Below are 16,712 nucleotides of genomic sequence, written 5' to 3'. Positions count from 1 at the left end.
CACGTTGGTGAGCCCGCGCCCCCGGGCTCACCAGCTCGCGTCGGTGTGCTAACCCGCCAGGGCGGCGCGGAGTTTGCCGGCGTATTCGGAGGCTTCGGTGTCGTCGGTGTACTTGGTGCGTGGCCAGAAGAACCCGCGCAGTCCGTCGCCCTTCGTCCGCGGCACCACGTGGACATGAAGATGCGGCACGGACTGCGACACCACGTTGTTGACAGCAACGAACGACCCTTGCGCGTCGAACGCCGTACGCACGGCCGCGGCCACCGACCGTGCCGCACCGAACAACGGCACCGTCAGCTCATCAGGCAGCTCAACCAGCGTCGGAACATGCTGCCGCGGTACCAGCAGCGTGTGCCCCTTGAACACCGGCCGTACGTCGAGGAACCCGACGACCTCCGGGGTGTCGAGCACGATCTGGGCCGGCGTGGACCCGGCGATGATGGAGCAGAACAGACAGTCGGCCATCAGCCAAGCTTCTCGTCCTCGAAGCACCAGCGCCAAGTCTCACCCGGCTCGAAGCTCCGCATCACCGGGTGCTTGGTCAGCGCGTAGTGCTTGCTGGCGTGCTTCATCGGCGACGAGTCGCAGCAGCCGACGTGCCCGCAGCCGAGGCAGAGCCGCAGGTGCACCCACGTGCCGCCCGTGGCCAGACACTCCTCGCAACCCTCCGGCGTGTTCGGCGTCAGCACCAGCGGGGCGCTCTCGAGGTGCTCGCACGCACCGGCAGCGGACGGCGGCACCCGCAGGTCCTCCGACCGCCCACCGACGTCGTCGTCCTCCTCGCGATCGAGCATCGACTCCTCGACGTCGAGCGCGATCTGCGCGCGCTGCAGCACCTCGTCGGCCACCAGACCCGCGTCCCGCACCTTCAGGATGTGCGCACGCTCGGCCTCCAGCATCTCCATCCGCAGCCGCCGGTACGCCTCACTCGGCGTCTCGTACTCGGTCTCCGGTCGCCCGAGCCGCTCCCAGGCCGCCTGCGCCCGCGACTCGCCGCGCTGCCGGAGCACCTTGAGCACGATCGGCGGGTCGTCCGGAGTGGACACCTCGTCCAGCTTCTCCATCGCCGCCCGGTGAGCACCTTGCAGTACGGCGGCCTCCTGCAACGCATCCTCCGCCGGATCCGGCCCGGGCAGGCGCAGTCGCCGTACCAACCAGGGAAGCGTCGACCCCTGGACCAGCAGCGTGCCCGCCGTCACGGCCAGCGCGATGAAGACGAGCACCTCGCGATGCGGGGTGTCCTCGGGCAGCGTGAACACCGCCGCCAGCGTGACCACGCCGCGCATCCCGGCCCACGAGACGACGACCAGGCTCTGCCAGGACACCGGTCCGGGCCGCGACCGGCCGAGGATCTTCCGGGACAGGAACGTGGTCGGGATGACCCAGATCGGCCGGAGCAGGACGACGGCCAGGAACACCGCGATCGTCGAGGCCGCGATCAGCCACCCGGGCAACGGGCTGTCGGCGAGGTCGTCGAGGATCCACCGGGTCTGCAACCCGATCAGCAGGAAGACCGTGTTCTCCAGCAGGAACTGGAACGTCCGCCAGTTGGTCCGCTCCGACATCCGGGACTTGGCCGACTGGATGATCGGCGCCTTGTGGCCGAGGATCAGGCCGGCGACGACGACGGCGAGGACGCCGGAGGCATGGATCTCTTCCGCGGCGATGTAGGCGATGAAGGGCGCGGTCAGGCTGAGCGTGGTGTCGAGGACCGGGTCGGTGAACCGCTTGCGGATCTTCGCCAGCAGGATCGCCACGACGAGGCCGACCACCAGGCCGCCGCCGGCCGCCAGGAGGAAGTCGAGGCCGACGTCCAGGACCGTCGGTGTGACGGCTGCGGCCGCGATCGCGGTCCGCAGGCAGACCAGCGCGGTCGCGTCGTTGACCAGGCTCTCGCCCTCGAGGATCGTGACCACGCGGCGGGGGAGACCGACCCGCTTGGCGATCGCGGTCGCGGCGACGGCGTCCGGCGGCGCGACCACGGCGCCGATCGCGAACGCGGCCCACAACGGCAACGGCTCCTGGCCCTGCGCCTCGGCGACGGTGCCGAGCAGCCAGTACGCGACCGCGCCGACACCGAGCGTGGTGAACGCGACCAGGCCGACCGACAGCAGCCCGATCGAGCGCCGGTGCTTGGTGAAGTCGACCAGGCTGGTCCGGATCGCGGCGGCGTACAGCAGTGGCGGCAGGAAGCCGACCAGGACCACCTCGGGCTCGAGCTCGACCCGGGGGACGAACGGGAGGTACGACGCGGCGACCCCGAGGACGACGAGCAGGAGAGGAGCCGAGATCCCGAGCCGCCGGGCCAGCGCGGCCCCGGCCGCGACCACGGCGACGAGGGCCACGACCTCGATCGCGATATGCACGAGGCACAGTCTCGCAGCTTCCGGCGCCTCGTTCGCCCACAGCGAAGCCGGGATCTGGTCAGCGTCGCCGCGGTCGTCTAGCGTGTGCGCAGCGGGATCCGTCGATCACGGGGAGTGACTGATGCATCGTCGTGTGGCTGCACTTGCCGGAGCGCTCGGTTTGCTCGGTTCCTCGCTGGTCGCGCTGCCGGCCGCAGCCGGCTCTGGTTGCCTGGAGTCGGTGCCGGAGCCCGGTACGACGACACCGGTCAAGATCTGCTACTCGCTGTTCAAGCCGGCCGGCGCTTCCGCGTCGCACACCGTCCCGATGATCATGCACAGCCACGGCTGGGGCGGCAGCCGGACCAAGGACCCGGCCGCGTTCAAGACCTGGCTCGACGCGGGCTTCGGCGTCCTGAGCTTCGACCAGCGCAGCTTCGGCGAGAGCACCGGCGTCGCGCACGTGATGAACCCCGACTACGAGGGTCGCGACGTGGTCAAGCTCGTCGACCTGGTCGCCGGGCTGGACTGGGTGACGAAGCAAGGGCCTGGTGACCCGTTGCTCGGCGCGATCGGTGGGTCGTACGGCGGTGGGTTCCAGTTCGCCGGCGCGTTCACCGAGCTACGCGACAGCGGGCGCACGCGATTCGACGCGCTGGCACCCGAGGTGACCTGGTGGGACCTGAAGCAGAGCCTCGCGCCGGACGAGGCGGCCCGGACGATGTGGCTCTCGCTGCTGTACGCGGGTGGTGGCACGCACCTGCCACCGGCCGTCTCGGCGGCGTTCGTCGTACTGATCGCAACTGGAGCCTGGCCGCCGGGGAAGGCTGGGCGGGACCTGGACGAGTTCTTCGCTCGCAATGGACCCGCGTGGCATGTCGCGCAGGGACGGAGGCTAGATATCCCGGTGCTGTTCGGGCAGGGGATCTCGGACAACCTGTTCAACCTCAACCAAGGGCTGGCCAACTTCGAACGGGCCCTGACCCCGCGGGCGCGGGCGCGGTCGATCTTCGTCGGCTACAACGGCGGTCACACCCTCCCGAGCGTGCTGCCGCCGGGGTACGCCATCCCAGGGGACCCGTGCTCGATCGCGCTCGGCTCGGCGAGCTTCTCCGGCCTCGCGCTGCGGTTCATGTCCACGAAACTGCTGGGCAAGACAACGGCTCTGTCCGGGTACGGCGCCTACCACCTGGCGACCGCGGACGGGCGTTGCCTGACGCAACAGAACCTGAAGGCCAACGCCCGCTACAAGCTCGGCAAGATCCTGACACCGACCGGCGCCGGCCTGCCGCTCAACCTCAAGGTCGCCACCGGTCCGCTGACGGTGTCCGGCGTACCGCGCCTGGACGCCCGCGTCTACACGGTGCTGCCGGACGCGGGAGCCTTCTTCGCCCTGAGCGTCGGAACGAACCCGTTGACCGCGAAGGTCGTGCAGAACAACACGATGCCGCTACGCGAGCAGCGGGTGCTGAGGGGGGAGCGCCGGTCGATCGAGCTGCCGGCGATCGCGGTCGACGTACCGGCGGGGAAGAACCTCTACCTCACCGTCACCCCGGTCGCCGACATGTTCGCCGGCCAGCGCGGACTCCTGCCCGGCGCCCTACTGCTGAAGGACACCTCGCTGAGTGTTCACCGCACCCTGTCGAGGTAGGTCTTGTAGACGCTGAGGAACGGCTCCTCGGTCGCGACCACGCCGGCCAGCCAGTCGCACGTCGCCCGCGCGGTCTGGATCACGTCGGCCGGATAGCCGTACTTCACCTGGTGCTCGGCGAACTCGTCCTCGTCGTCGATGATGACCGTGCCGTCGCGCTTCTTGATGACGTCCAGGTCGAGGTCGATCATCGTGAACACGTCCTCGCCGAACTCCACCGGCGTGGTGATGTCGCAGTAGATCTCCGTCGACCGCGGCTCGTCGTTGAACATCGCCGTGAACCACTGGTCCCGCGGAAACAGTTGCACGTGCGCCTGCTCCTGCACGACTTCCGGTTCGTCCCCACGCTGCGACACCGACTGCGGCGGCGCACCGAGCCAAACACCGTACTCGTCCTCACCCAGATACCGCATCCACTGATGCCAATGCAGCCCCTCGTCGTACTTCCGATACACCACCCGGACATCACGCATGCCCCAGAACCTATCCCGCGCGGGTGTTACACGAATTGCAGGTTGCTGCAGTTTCGTGGACCTGGACGGGGTGCGTCGACGAGGATGACCCGTCGGTCGATCCTGGGAGGGGACCAATGGTCGGGTGGAGTCAGCGGAGCCGGCTACGGCTCGCGGTGGCGGTCGCGGTGGCGGCGCTGGGCATCGGAGTGCTGTCAGGGCCGGCGGCCGCTGTGGACGAGCCGCCGACGCCGCCGACGGTGACGGCGACCTATCAGGGCGCCGAGCTGGCGAACTGTCTGAACCAGCCGGTCTGCCCGAAGGTCGTGGTGTTCGACGACGCGGTGACCTTCACCTTGACGGCGACCTCGCCTGATGTGGTGCGGTTCCGGTACTACTTCCTCGGCGGGAACTACAGCGAGGTCGAGGGCTCGACCGCGACGCTCGACCTCCGGCCGCCGGACGACGGACTCATGCGGCTGGCGGTCCAGAGCATCAACTCGATCGGTCAGTTCAGCACCACGACGTACTTCATGTTCAACGTCGCTCCGTCGCCGGGGCCGGTCGGCTCGTGGACCTTCGACGACGGCAGCGGTACGACGGCGGCCGACGGACCCGGTCTGACGCACCCGCTCACGTTGCACGGGGGAGCGGCGTTCGACGGCAAGGGACGGCTGCAGGGGGCGCTGGCGCTGGACGGCGTCGACGGCTACGCGCAGGCGAGCGAGTCGGTCATCGACACGTCGAAGAGCTTCACGATCGCGGGCTGGGTGCGACCGACCAGCGTGTCCAAGCTCGGGGTGGTCGCGGCGGTCAACGGCACCAACAGTCCGTCGGTGGCGCTCGGGTACGACCCGTCGAGCAAGCGGTGGGTGTTCGCCCGTACGTCGGCCGACGTACAGGCGCCGACGCTCTACCGCGCCTCGTCGAAGGAGGCTCCGGTCGACGGCGCTTGGTCCCACCTGTTGGCGTCGTACGACGCTACCTCGCAAGAGCTCCGGCTGTTCGTCAACGGCCGCCTGCAGCAGACCACGGTCGTCCCCGCGACGGCCGCTTGGAAGGCCTCGGGTCCGTTGACTGTGGGGCGGGGTATCTACGCGGGTACGGCGATTGGTTCGTTCGCGGGCTCGTTGGACCACCTGCAGGTCTGGCAGCGGGTGCTTCGCGCCGAGGAGATCTCCGGGCTGCAGGAGCCCCGCAGTCCCAACGGTCCGATCGAGTCCGGGATCGCGGCGCACTGGCCGCTCGACTCCGCCGTACGTGGAACCGATCGGGTCTGGCGGACCGCGGAGACGGTGCGTGGCGCGGACATGACGGTGTCCGGGTTCGGAGGTGACCAGTCGAGGGCGCTCGTCGACGACCCCGAGCGTGGGCGGGTGCTGGCGATGACGGGTAGCTCCCGGGAGTCCGTCAGCCTCGGTCGGCCGGTGATCGACGGGAGCGCGAGCTTCTCGGTGGCGGTCTGGGTGAAGGTCGGCGACCCGTCGAAGCCGATGGTCGTCGCCCGCCAGGGGACCAGCACGACGGACACTTGGCGGTTCGAGTACAAGCCCGTCGACGAGTACTCCTACGAGTGGTCCTTCGCCCGCGCGAACGCCGACTCCGACACCGACACGATCGCCACCTCGACGGTCGACCGCGAGCTCCAGCCGCCTGACGGTTGGCACCTGCTCATCGGCACCTACGAATCCACCGGCCAGAACGCCTTCGGCGACCCCACCGGCGAGATCACCCTGACGGTCGACCTCAGAGCCGGCAACGGCAGCACCCAGACCTTCCTCGCTCCCACCCGCACCGGCAGCACCGTCCTAGGCACCCCCGGCTCCACCGGCACCCCCTTCACCGGCCGCCTGGACGACATCCGCATCTACGCCGGCCCCCTCGCCCAGTCCAAAGCCTGCACCGAATGGCCCGAGCTACAGAACTGCGGCTCCTGACGCCCCTCTCCCTCGCCGCCGTAGGGGGCCTATCCGGCGAGGGAGAGGGCCTGCCGGCGAAGGGTTCGGCTGGTAGTGGAAGTCGTCGCATGAGCAGGTTTGTGGCCCGCAGTACGGCGGGGGAAGGCCCGAGGACGCTGGGGCTGGACGCCTTCGTCGAGGAACTTGCCCTCGGCCGGCCGTGGAGACGTTCTCAGTCCGCACCGACGATCGCCGGTGGCTTGCGCTGCTTGACTCGGGTGGTCAGGTGGTTGCGGTGACCGCCGTTGTGCGCGATCCAGGGCTGGAGAAACGCAGAGATCAGGAATGGGACGAGCGCTGAACGAGATGACCGCTCGCCGGTGCCGCTCTATTTGCTGAGGGCGCGGGTTTGGTCTAGGTAGGGCTTGTAGGCGGTGGTGAAGGGTTCTGTGGTGGTTATGTGGGTGGCCAGCCAGGTGCAGGTGGCTTGGGCGGTGGCTACTACCTGGGGTGGGTAGTTGTACTTCAGCTGGTGGGCGTGGAACTCGTCTTCGTCCATGACGCGGACGGTGCCGTCTCGCATCAGGCGGATGTCCAGGTCGAGGTCTACGGCGGTGACGGTGTCGACGCCGAACTCCGGCGGCATGGTGACGTCGCAGTAGATCAGGGTCTGGTGCGGTTCGTCGTTGAAGAGGGCGCTCCACCACTGGCCGCGCGGGAAGAGCCGGACGCGGTGGTGGTCGATCGTCTTCCAGCTGCCGTCGGCGCGCTGGCCCTGGGTGCCGGGGACCGAGCCGACCCACAGGCCGTGCTCGTCCTCGCCGAGCCGGAACGCTTCCACGAGGCGATGCGGCTGCCCGTCGTACTTCCGGAACAGCGTCCTCACCATCTCCATGCCGTCACTCTAGGTGAAACCCGAACAAAGTCCGCCGACCCGGCGTCTTGGAGTGTGAGATTCGCCCGGAGACCCTTGCGAGTTCGGAAACCGGGCGGCGGGTGCATAGACTCAAGCATTCGAGGACGATCCGCGGGAGGAGCTCGATGCGCGTGCTGGAGACGGTCGGAGGGCCGGCGGACCTCAAGAAGCTGACCGGTCAGCAGCTCACCGATCTCGCGGCGGAGATCCGGGACGTGCTGGTCGAGACGGTGTCGCGGACCGGCGGCCACCTGGGTCCCAACCTGGGCATGGTGGAGATCACGCTGGCGATGCACCGGGTGTTCGACTCGCCCCGGGACCGGCTGGTCTACGACACCGGGCACCAGACCTACGTGCACAAACTGCTGACCGGCCGGGCGCCGAAGTTCGACACGCTCCGTCAGCAGGGCGGCCTGAGCGGCTACCCGAGCCAGGCCGAGTCCGACCACGACATCGTCGAGAACAGCCATGCCTCGACCGCGCTGTCGTACGCCGACGGCCTGGCCAAGGCCTACCGGCTGCGCGGCGAGGACCGGCACGTGGTCGCGCTGATCGGCGACGGCGGCCTGACCGGCGGGATGGCCTGGGAGGCGCTGAACAACATCGCCGCCGCCAAGGACCTGAAGCTGGTCGTCATCGTCAACGACAACGGCCGCTCCTACAGCCCGACCGTCGGCGGCCTGGCCACGCACCTGACCAGCCTGCGCACCAACCCGCGGTACGAGAAGGTCCTCGACCTGATCAAGAAGAACCTGGGGCGTACGCCGTACGTCGGCCCACCGATGTACGAGGTGCTGCACGGGATCAAGAAGGGCCTGAAGGACATGCTCGCCCCGCAGGGCATGTTCGAGGACCTCGGCCTCAAGTACGTCGGTCCCGTTGACGGGCACGACCGTCAGGCCATGGAGGACGCGCTCCGCAACGCCAAGTCGTTCGGCGGGCCGGTGATCGTGCACGCGGTGACCCAGAAGGGCTTCGGGTACGCCGCCGCCGAGCAGGACGAGGAAGACAACTTCCACCAGGTCCGGCCGGCGAACAAGCCGCGCGGCTGGACCGACGTGTTCGCCGACGAGCTGGTCCGGATCGGTCACCGCCGGTCGGACGTGGTCGCGATCACCGCCGCGATGCTGCACCCGACCGGGCTGGCGCCGTTCGCGCAGGAGTTCCCGGACCGCATCTTCGACGTCGGCATCGCCGAGCAGCACGCGGTCACCAGCGCGGCCGGCCTGGCGATGGGCGGCATGCACCCGGTCGTCGGCCTGTACGCCACGTTCCTCAATCGGGCGTTCGACCAGTTGCTGCTCGACGTCGCGCTGCACAAGTGCGGCGTCACCTTCGTGCTCGACCGCGCGGGTATCACTGGTGACGACGGCCCGAGCCACAACGGCATGTGGGACATGTCGATCCTGCAGCTCGTCCCCGGCCTCCGGCTGGCCGCGCCGCGCGACGGCAAGCGGCTGGAGGAGCTGCTGAACGAGGCAGTCGACGTCTCCGACGCCCCGACCGTGCTGCGGTACGCCAAGGGCGAGGTGTTCCCCGACATCGAGGCGATCGACCGGATCGGTGAGCTCGACGTCCTCGAGCGCACCGGCACCGACGTGCTGCTGGTCGGCATCGGCTCGATGGCGGCCACCGCGATGGACGTCGCCAACCGGCTGGAGGCCCAGGGCTTCGGCGTCACCGTCGTCGACCCGCGGTGGGTGAAGCCGGTCGACCCGAAGCTGGTCGAGCTGGCGGCGAAGTTCAAGTACGTCGTGACCATCGAGGACAACGGCCGGGCGGGCGGCTGCGGGTCGATGATCTCGCAGGCGCTCCGCGACGCCGGGGTGACGACGCCGGTCCGCGACTTCGGCATCCCGCAGCAGTTCCTCGACCACGCCAAGCGTCCCGCCGTACTGCAGGAGATCGGGCTGACCGGGCAGGAGCTGGCCCGGGACATCACCGAGCTGATCGCGCAGCGCTCCGGCGACCCGATCAGCGAGCCCGACCCGGCGCGCGGTCGCCCCGGCGGCGCCTGAGTCGGCCGACATGTCCGGGCGTCACGCCGCGCCCCCGAAGAGCAGGCACGCGGCCGCCAAGGGCACGAGGTTCTGGCCGCTGCTGCTTTCGCTGGCCCTGGTGGTCGCCGCGGTCGGGGGCGGTCTCGCCCTGCACCGGTCGAGCGACCGCGCCGACGGGGCCGGCACGTCGACGCCCAGTACGCCGGACATCGACCTGGCGGCCCGGTCCGCGGCGGTCGACCTGGTGCTGAGGAAGCGGGCCCAGGCCGTGCTTCAGGACGACCAGGCCGCGTTCCTCGCCGACGTCGACCCGGGCAACAAGAGCCTGGTCGCCCGGCAGCGCACCCTGTTCACGAACCTGCGCCAGTTCGGCCTCGCCCGGCTCGTCTATCAGCAGTTGAGCCAGCAGTACGACGAAGCAGTCACCACCAAGTACGGCCCGTCGACGTACCTGGTAGCGGTCGCGATGACGTACCAGATCCGCGGCATCGACGCCGTACCGGTGCGGGCCATGCTCGGCTACACCTTCACCGAGCGGGCGGACGGCCGCTGGATGCTGGTGTCGGACACCGACCTGGACAAGCGACTCCCGCGCGGCTCCCACCAAGAGGCCTGGGACACCGGCGACGTGCTGGTCAAACGCGCGCCCCGAGTCCTGGTGGTGGTCGAGAAAGGGCAGGACCAGCTCGCGACGAAGCTGCTCGGCCAGGCGGCCAGCGCGGTGAAGGCGGTGAGCAAGAGCTGGCCGGGCGGCTGGACCGGCTCCGGTGTGGTGATCGCCCTCGACGACAAGGTCGTCCGCGGCGCCGACTACACCGTGCCGAAGAACGCCGAGGACGCGATCGCCATGGCGACCTGGGTCTACCGCACGCTGCCGGGCGAGGTCAACGGCGAGGGCCAGCGCGCCGACTCGTACGTCGTGGTCAACCCGCGCAACCGCACGAAGGTCGACGCCCGCACGCTCGCCCACGAGTTCACTCACGTGGCGACCGCGCCGTACGGCGCCCAGGCGCCACGCTGGTTGGTCGAGGGCGCGGCGACGTACGTCGAGTTCCTGCCGATGGACGGCGCGGACAACCTGGCGCTGGACAGCTATCGGCAGGCAGTCCGGACCAGGTACCTGGCAAAGGCGAAGAGCCTGCCGGCCGACGCGGTCTTCTTCCAGCAGTCCGACAGCTCGTACCCGCTGTCCTGGCTGGCCGTCGACTACCTCTTCGAGAAGTACGGCGCGACCGAAGTCGGCACGCTCTACCAGGAGATGTCGGCCCTCGGCTCGACCCAGGCCGAGCGGGACCGGATCATGCTCGAGCACCTCAACCTGACCGAAGCCGGCCTCTTCCAGGCACTCCAGGCGGCCGCCGTTTGACGGCGTGTCGGTGGTGGAATCCGGGGAACCGAGTAGGGTAGCCGGGCTGCAGCAGACGGGTACTCGGAGGATCGACCCGACGTGAGTGTGTCCACCCCTAGCGCCGGACCGCCTGGCGCTCAGGCGCCGCCCCATGGCCCCCGCCGCTGGCTGGGGTTGCTGGTGGCGGTCGCGCTCGTCTCCGGCGGCGTGGTGTACACCGTTGAAGATCGGGAACGGGATGCCCGGGCCAGGCCCACCGCGACCCTGACCCCCGGACCGAACCAGTCGTCCAAACCCTCGAAGACCGCCGCCGCGGTCGCGGCCCGCCGCATCGCCATCGACACCATCCTGATCCGCCGGGCCCAGGCAGTGCAGACCGTCAACGAGGCGATGTTCCTGCAGGACCTCGACCCGGCCGACAAGCGGCTGCGGGCCGAGCAGAAGGTGCTGTTCGCGAACCTGGTCGAGCTCGGCTTCACCGAGCTCGGCTACAGCCAGGCCGAGGAGCGGTTCGCCCCGGACGTGGCCAGGGCGCACGGCCGGACGACGTACCTGGTCCGGATCCTGATGCGGTACCAGATCCCGAAGGTCGACCAGGCGCCGGTGACCAGCGAGCTCGGGTACACGTTCATCAATGTGCGCGGGCGCTGGGTGCTCACCGACGACGACGACCTCGACAACGACCTCGGGCCGGGCGCGCACAAAGAGGCCTGGGACCTCGGCCGGATCGAGGTGCACCGTGGCCCCCGGGTGCTGGCCGTGGTGGAGAAGGGCGACACCCAGCGCGGCCGGGCGATCGTCGCCGAGGCGACCGAGGCGCTGAACCAGGTGACCGCGTACTGGCCACGGAAGTGGCGCGGGTCGGTGTTCGTGATCGCGCTGGACGAGCTCGACGTGCGCGACGCCCGGTTCGCCGACGAGGACATCGAGTCGGCCGCGAGCGCGGGCTCGACGTTCTCCTCGCTGCCCGGCCAGGACACCGCCGACGGCACCGTCGCGGGCGCGTACATCGTGATCAACCCGAACGAGCGCGACCGGGTCGACGAGATCCTGCTGTCGCACGAGATCACCCACGTCGCCACCGCGGACCTCGGCGGCTACGAGCCGCTGTGGCTGGCCGAGGGCGCGGCCGAGTACGTGTCCTGGCGGGGGATCGAGGCGATCAGCGGCGCCGGCGAGGTCGGCAAGTGGGAGCAGGAGGTCATCGACGACGCGCTGCCGGCGCTGACCGCGCTGCCGAGTGACGCCGGCTTCTACCAGAACAGCACCGACGTGTACGGCGTCAGTTGGCTGGCGGTCCGGTTCCTGGTGCAGCGGCTCGGGCTGCTGAAGGTCGAGGAACTGTACGAGGACATGGCCCGGCACGGCATCGACCAGGCGGCCCGCGACCGGATCCTGCAGAACCGCAGCGGGCTCACCGAAGTGACGTTGTGGACGTCACTCAAGTCCTACCAGCCGCAACGCTGAGTGGCGGTTTGACCTCGCGGTGTCAGAGGGGCAATCTCGAATGGGTCCGTCCACTTCGAGGAGGCGCAGATGAGTCTGTTGCGGAAGAAGACGATCGAGCAGTCGATCGCCGACACCGACGAGCCGGAGTACCAGCTCAAGAAACGCCTCACCGCCGTCGATCTGACGGTCTTCGGTATCGGCGTGATCATCGGCGCCGGCATCTTCACCCTGACCGGCCGGGCGGCGAAAACCTACGCCGGGCCGGGGATCGCGCTCTCGTTCGTCCTCGCCGCGATCTGCTGCGCCCTGGCCGCGCTCTGCTACGCCGAGTTCTCCTCCACCGTGCCGGTGTCCGGGTCGGCGTACACGTTCTCGTACTTCTCCCTCGGTGAGATCTTCGCCTGGATCATCGGCTGGGACCTGTTGCTGGAGTTGATGCTCGGGGCAAGCGTCGTGGCCCAGGGCTGGTCGACGTACGCCGCCTTGTTCCTGGAACAGATCGGGTTGGGCTGGCCCGAGTCGATCGGGCCGGACAGCAGTGTGAACGTGCTGGCGATGCTGCTCGTGCTGGTGCTGGCGACGCTCGCCACGATCGGCATCAAGGAATCGCTGCGGGTCAATCTGGCGCTGGTGGCGATCAAGCTGTTCGTGGTGCTGTTCGTGATCGTGGCCGGCCTGTTCTACGTCAAGGGCTCGAACCTGACGCCGTTCATCCCGCCGAGCGTGCCGTCCGAGAGCGGTGACGTCACCATCACCACGCCGCTGTTCCAGGCGCTGTTCGGGTTCACCCCGTCGACGTTCGGCGTGATGGGCATCATCTCCGGCGCCTCGCTGGTGTTCTTCGCGTTCATCGGGTTCGACGTGGTCGCGACCACCGCCGAGGAGGCGAAGAACCCGCAGCGCGACCTGCCCCGCGGCATCATCGGCTCGCTGGCGATCTGCACCGTGCTGTACGTGCTGGTCTGCATCGTCATCACCGGCATGATCAACTACACCGACATCAACAGCGAGGCGGCGCTGGCCGAGGCGTTCCGCTCGGTCGGCCGGCCGGGGTTCGCGACGCTGATCTCCGCGGGCGCGGTGGCCGGCCTGACCACGGTGGTGCTGACGCTGATGATCGGCGCCGCCCGGGTGGTGTTCGCGATGAGCCGCGACCACCTGATGCCGCGTGAGCTCGGCAAGACGCACGCCAAGTGGGGGACGCCGTACCGGCTGACCATCGGGATCGGCATCCTGGTCGCGATCGTGGCCGGGCTGACGCCGATCGGCAAGCTCGAGGAGATGGTGAACATCGGCACGCTGGCCGCGTTCACCATGGTGTCGATCGCGGTCCCGATCCTGCGCAAGCGCCGGCCGGACATCAAGCGGTCGTTCCGGGTGCCGGGCAGCCCGGTGATCCCGATCCTGGCCGCGGCGATCTGCGTGTACCTGATGCTGAACCTGTCGCTGGAGACCTGGCTGCGGTTCGCCATCTGGATGGCGCTCGGCTTCCTGGTCTACTTCCTCTACGGCTACCGTCGCAGCCGCGTCGGTATCGAGGAGCGCACCGGCGAGAGCACGCGCGCCTAGGTCGGGTCTGGACCACTCCGGGTCGGCTGGCGATAGGATCCGTCAGCCGACCACTGGAGGGGGACACGATGAAGCACCCGCGGCGCCTGTTCGCAGGCCTGGCCGCGCTCGTGCTGGCGGGGACGTCCGGGGTGGTCGCCGTACGCCTGCAGCAGGGCGGCTCGGTGCCTGGCAGCAGCGCGGTCGCGGTCAAGGCCACGGCGACGCCCGGCCAGCTGACCGACGCGCAGAAGGCGGCGCGGAAGACCGCGGTCGACGCGATCCTGGCCAAGCGGTCCGCGGCGGTGCTGAAGGGTGACCTGAAGGGCTTCCTCGCGGTCGTCGACCCGAAGCAGCCGGAGCTGGTCGCGCGGCAGCGGATGCTGTTCACGAACCTGCGGACGTTCAAGTTCACCAACCTGAAGTACTTCGTCGAGGACGAGCGCCGGTCACCGGAGCTGATGGCCAAGTACGGCGCGGCCGTCTTCTCGACCCGGGTGATGATGCGCTACCAGCTGACCGACCTGGACCGGAGCCCGGTGCAGACCGACCTGGGCTACGCGTTCGTGCCGCGCGGCGGCGGCTGGGTCCTGGTCGAGGACAGCGCGATCGACGAGGCGCTGAGCCCGGACGGGCACCGGCAGCCGTGGGACTTCCAGGAGATCGCGGTGATCCGGCGCGGCCGGGTGCTCGTGGTGGTCGACGAGGGCGAGCAGGCGCTCGGCCAGAAGATCGCACGAGTGTCGCAGGGCGCGGTCGACGGCGTACGGCGGCACTGGAAGCGGTCCTGGAACGGCGCCGTGATGGTGGTCGCGATGTCCGAGCCGCGGGTGATGGCGACGCTGTGGAAGGCGGGCAGCAACTCCGGCTGGACGATCGCGGCGAAGGCGGTCTCGCTGTACGACGGTGATCCGTGGAAGCAGAAGTCGGTGCCACCGGTGAGCAGCAGGATCGTGGTCAACCCGGAGGTCCGCAAGAAGCTGGCCGAGGACCTGCTGGTGCACGAGATGACGCATGTCGCGACCCTGCAGCTAGGGGTCCGGACGCCGATCTGGCTGGTCGAGGGGATCGCGGAATACGTCCGGTGCGCGTCGATCGAGGACGATCCGCAGTGGTCGGTCGACCCGTACCGCAAGACGGTCCGGACCAAGTACCTGTCGTCGATGAAGGTGCTGCCGGACCGCGCCCAGTTCGACGCGGCCGGCGACCGGTCGTACGGCCAGAGTTGGTGGATCACGTCGTACCTGGTCGACGAGCTGGGGGAGAAGGGCGTGGCCGCCCTCTACACCGACCTGGCCCAGCACAACACCACCCAGACCCGCTACCTGGCCATCCTCAAGAAGCACACCAACAAGACCCCAGCCCAGCTGGTAGCCGCGACCAAGAAGTTCAAGGGCTGATGGTTCGTTCAGCGGGTGCCGGTGACCACGAGCATTTCGCAGGGGCCGGCGAAGCCGTCGGGGGCTTCGAACTGGGTCAGCTGGTCCGTGATCTCCTTCCAGGCCGCGGCTCGGGCGGACTCGTCGAGGCCCGACAGCATCTGGTGGAGGGCGCCGAAGGACTCGCGTTCGAAGCGGACGCAGTCGGCGGCGGTGGGCAGCCGGACCGGGGACGGTACGACGTCCACGGCGATGTCGTGGAAGCCGGCCGTGGTGAAGGCCTGTTCGGCGACACCCGGGTTGCCCAGGCTGAACGGACCAGGCTGGCCGGGTGCCGGCGGTGGGAGCTCGGCCCGGCGGCGGATGATGCCGACCGGAATCGAGAAGAAGCCGTTGCGGTCCGGTGTCGAGTAGACGACCGCGGAGAACTTCCCACCTGGCCGAAGCGCCCGACGGATGCCGCGCAGAGCAGCCTGCTGGTCCGGGAAGTAGATCAGGCCGACGCGGGAGATGGCGGCGTCGAAGCTGCCCTCGTCGAGCCCGGACAAGTCCTCGCCGTCCGCCTCCAGGGTTTCGACCGTCTCCAGCCCGGCTTCGGCAGCCTGGCGGTCGGCGTACCCGAGAATGGCCGGCGAGATGTCGGTTGCCAGCACCCGGCCGGTCGGCCCGGCCAGCCGTGCCGCGGCGAGCGTTTGCCCACCGGCCCCGGCGGCCACGTCCAGGACGCGTGCGCCGGCGCTGATACCGGCGGCGCGGAGCATGGCCGAGGTGGCGTCGCCGAGCCAGTCCTCGATGGTCGGGCCCCAGCGGTGCCAGGCCTCCGCGGCGTCTTCCCACTGCGCGCGGGTGGTCTGCTTGTAGACCTTCGGGTCGAAAGTGACGGTCATGATCCCCTCCTGTGATGAGGGTCCCAGCGCATCAGCCGAGCGGTACGACGGACTAGTACTGGTTCTGGACCTGGCTGGTACACATCCTGGACCGGGGCGCACAATGAGCCATGCGAGACTACGGCCAGTACTGTCCGGTGGCTCTGGCGAGCGAGGTGCTGGCCGACCGCTGGACGCCCCTGATCGTGCGCGAGCTCGTGCTCGGGAGCCGGCGGTTCAACGACATCGACCGCGGTCTGCCCGGCATTTCCCGCACGTTGCTCAAACAACGCCTGAACCACCTTGAACGCAAGGGCGTGCTCGAGCTGGTCCCGGTCGCCCGCGGCCACGAGTACCAGCTCACCCCGGCGGGTCGTGACCTCGAGGGCGTCATCATGTCGATCGGGGAGTGGGCGGTGCGGTGGATGTTCAGCGAGCCACAGCCCCGGGAGGTCGATCCCGTCACGCTGACCTGGTGGATGTCGCGGCGGGTCGATTTCGGGAAGCTGCCCGGGCAGCGGGTCACCGTCGAGTTCGAGTACCGCGGTGACGACCCGACCCGGATCTGGTTGATCCTCGACCGGCGGGAGGCCTCGGTGTGCACCGACCACCCCGGGTTCGACTCGGACGTCGTCCTCACCACGGAGCCGGTCGGCTTGATGCGCGTCTTCTCCGGCATCGTCAGCCTGACCCAGGCGACCAGGGACGGGACGGTCACCCTGGCCGGCCCGCCACGGCTGCTCAAGGCCCTTCCGACCTGGTTCCTCTGGAGCCCCTTCGCCCCGGCTGTCCGGGAACGAATCGGCTGACCAAGGTGCTGGGGGCCGGAGCGGGCTTCCGGCTCCGCACCGACCCCCAGC

The 16,712-nt window shown here is 69.3% G+C and carries 13 protein-coding genes; 8 read left to right on the top strand and 5 right to left on the bottom strand.

What is annotated here, in order from left to right:
• Nucleotides 1-48: 48 nt before the first annotated feature.
• On the bottom strand, nucleotides 49-465 hold the full coding sequence (locus ACWCOV_RS06770; protein ID WP_449828258.1) for an HIT family protein: 417 nt from the start codon (nucleotides 463-465) through the stop codon (nucleotides 49-51).
• Nucleotides 465-2,366 (bottom strand): Na+/H+ antiporter, encoded by a 1,902-nt coding sequence (locus ACWCOV_RS06765; protein WP_449828257.1) that lies wholly within the window; start codon nucleotides 2,364-2,366, stop codon nucleotides 465-467. The genes ACWCOV_RS06770 and ACWCOV_RS06765 overlap by 1 nt, the downstream gene beginning before the upstream one ends.
• Nucleotides 2,367-2,487: 121 nt before the next feature.
• Here ACWCOV_RS06765 and ACWCOV_RS06760 point away from each other — a divergent pair, with 121 nt between their 5' ends.
• Nucleotides 2,488-3,996, top strand: a complete 1,509-nt coding sequence (locus ACWCOV_RS06760) for an alpha/beta hydrolase (protein WP_449828256.1) — start codon at nucleotides 2,488-2,490, stop codon at nucleotides 3,994-3,996.
• On the opposite strand, the gene ACWCOV_RS06755 is transcribed toward ACWCOV_RS06760, so the two are convergent.
• Nucleotides 3,975-4,469, bottom strand: coding sequence for a DUF402 domain-containing protein (locus ACWCOV_RS06755; protein ID WP_449828255.1), 495 nt, complete (start codon nucleotides 4,467-4,469; stop codon nucleotides 3,975-3,977). The two genes, ACWCOV_RS06760 and ACWCOV_RS06755, sit on opposite strands and share 22 nt — an antisense overlap.
• A gap of 116 nt (nucleotides 4,470-4,585) precedes the next feature.
• Between ACWCOV_RS06755 and ACWCOV_RS06750 the strand changes: the two genes are divergently transcribed.
• Nucleotides 4,586-6,385, top strand: a complete 1,800-nt coding sequence (locus tag ACWCOV_RS06750; RefSeq protein ID WP_449828254.1) for a LamG-like jellyroll fold domain-containing protein — start codon at nucleotides 4,586-4,588, stop codon at nucleotides 6,383-6,385.
• Nucleotides 6,386-6,734: 349 nt separating this feature from the next.
• On the opposite strand, the gene ACWCOV_RS06745 is transcribed toward ACWCOV_RS06750, so the two are convergent.
• A complete protein-coding gene (locus tag ACWCOV_RS06745) occupies nucleotides 6,735-7,241 on the bottom strand; it encodes a DUF402 domain-containing protein (protein WP_449828253.1) in 507 nt (168 codons plus the stop codon).
• 146 nt (nucleotides 7,242-7,387) lie between these two features.
• On the opposite strand from ACWCOV_RS06745, the gene dxs reads away from it, so the two are divergent.
• The 5 genes from dxs (at nucleotide 7,388) to ACWCOV_RS06720 (ending at nucleotide 15,007) form a co-directional block, all read left to right on the top strand.
• Nucleotides 7,388-9,280 (top strand): 1-deoxy-D-xylulose-5-phosphate synthase, encoded by a 1,893-nt coding sequence (gene dxs / locus ACWCOV_RS06740; protein ID WP_449828252.1) that lies wholly within the window; start codon nucleotides 7,388-7,390, stop codon nucleotides 9,278-9,280.
• A gap of 10 nt (nucleotides 9,281-9,290) precedes the next feature.
• Entirely contained in the window at nucleotides 9,291-10,628 is a 1,338-nt protein-coding gene (locus ACWCOV_RS06735) for a hypothetical protein (protein WP_449828251.1), read from the top strand.
• An 81-nt stretch (nucleotides 10,629-10,709) separates the two neighbouring features.
• Complete coding sequence (locus tag ACWCOV_RS06730) at nucleotides 10,710-12,077, top strand: hypothetical protein (RefSeq protein ID WP_449828250.1); 1,368 nt, start codon at nucleotides 10,710-10,712, stop codon at nucleotides 12,075-12,077.
• A 69-nt stretch (nucleotides 12,078-12,146) separates the two neighbouring features.
• The gene (locus ACWCOV_RS06725; RefSeq protein ID WP_449828249.1) at nucleotides 12,147-13,628 is read left to right on the top strand and encodes an amino acid permease; all 1,482 of its coding nucleotides are present in this window, start codon (nucleotides 12,147-12,149) and stop codon (nucleotides 13,626-13,628) included.
• A 68-nt stretch (nucleotides 13,629-13,696) separates the two neighbouring features.
• Nucleotides 13,697-15,007, top strand: coding sequence for a peptidase MA family metallohydrolase (locus ACWCOV_RS06720; RefSeq protein ID WP_449828248.1), 1,311 nt, complete (start codon nucleotides 13,697-13,699; stop codon nucleotides 15,005-15,007).
• 8 nt (nucleotides 15,008-15,015) lie between these two features.
• On the opposite strand, the gene ACWCOV_RS06715 is transcribed toward ACWCOV_RS06720, so the two are convergent.
• Nucleotides 15,016-15,873, bottom strand: coding sequence for a class I SAM-dependent methyltransferase (locus tag ACWCOV_RS06715; RefSeq protein ID WP_449828247.1), 858 nt, complete (start codon nucleotides 15,871-15,873; stop codon nucleotides 15,016-15,018).
• A gap of 110 nt (nucleotides 15,874-15,983) precedes the next feature.
• On the opposite strand from ACWCOV_RS06715, the gene ACWCOV_RS06710 reads away from it, so the two are divergent.
• Nucleotides 15,984-16,661 carry a winged helix-turn-helix transcriptional regulator gene (locus ACWCOV_RS06710; RefSeq protein ID WP_449828246.1) on the top strand — a complete coding sequence of 226 codons (678 nt, stop codon included), beginning with the start codon at nucleotides 15,984-15,986 and terminating at the stop codon, nucleotides 16,659-16,661.
• Nucleotides 16,662-16,712: the final 51 nt, after the last annotated feature.

The sequence above is a fragment of the Kribbella sp. NPDC002412 genome, from assembly GCF_053592935.1.
The sequence above is the reverse complement of the archived record's forward strand: the minus strand, read 5'-3'. Positions and strand labels throughout refer to the sequence as shown.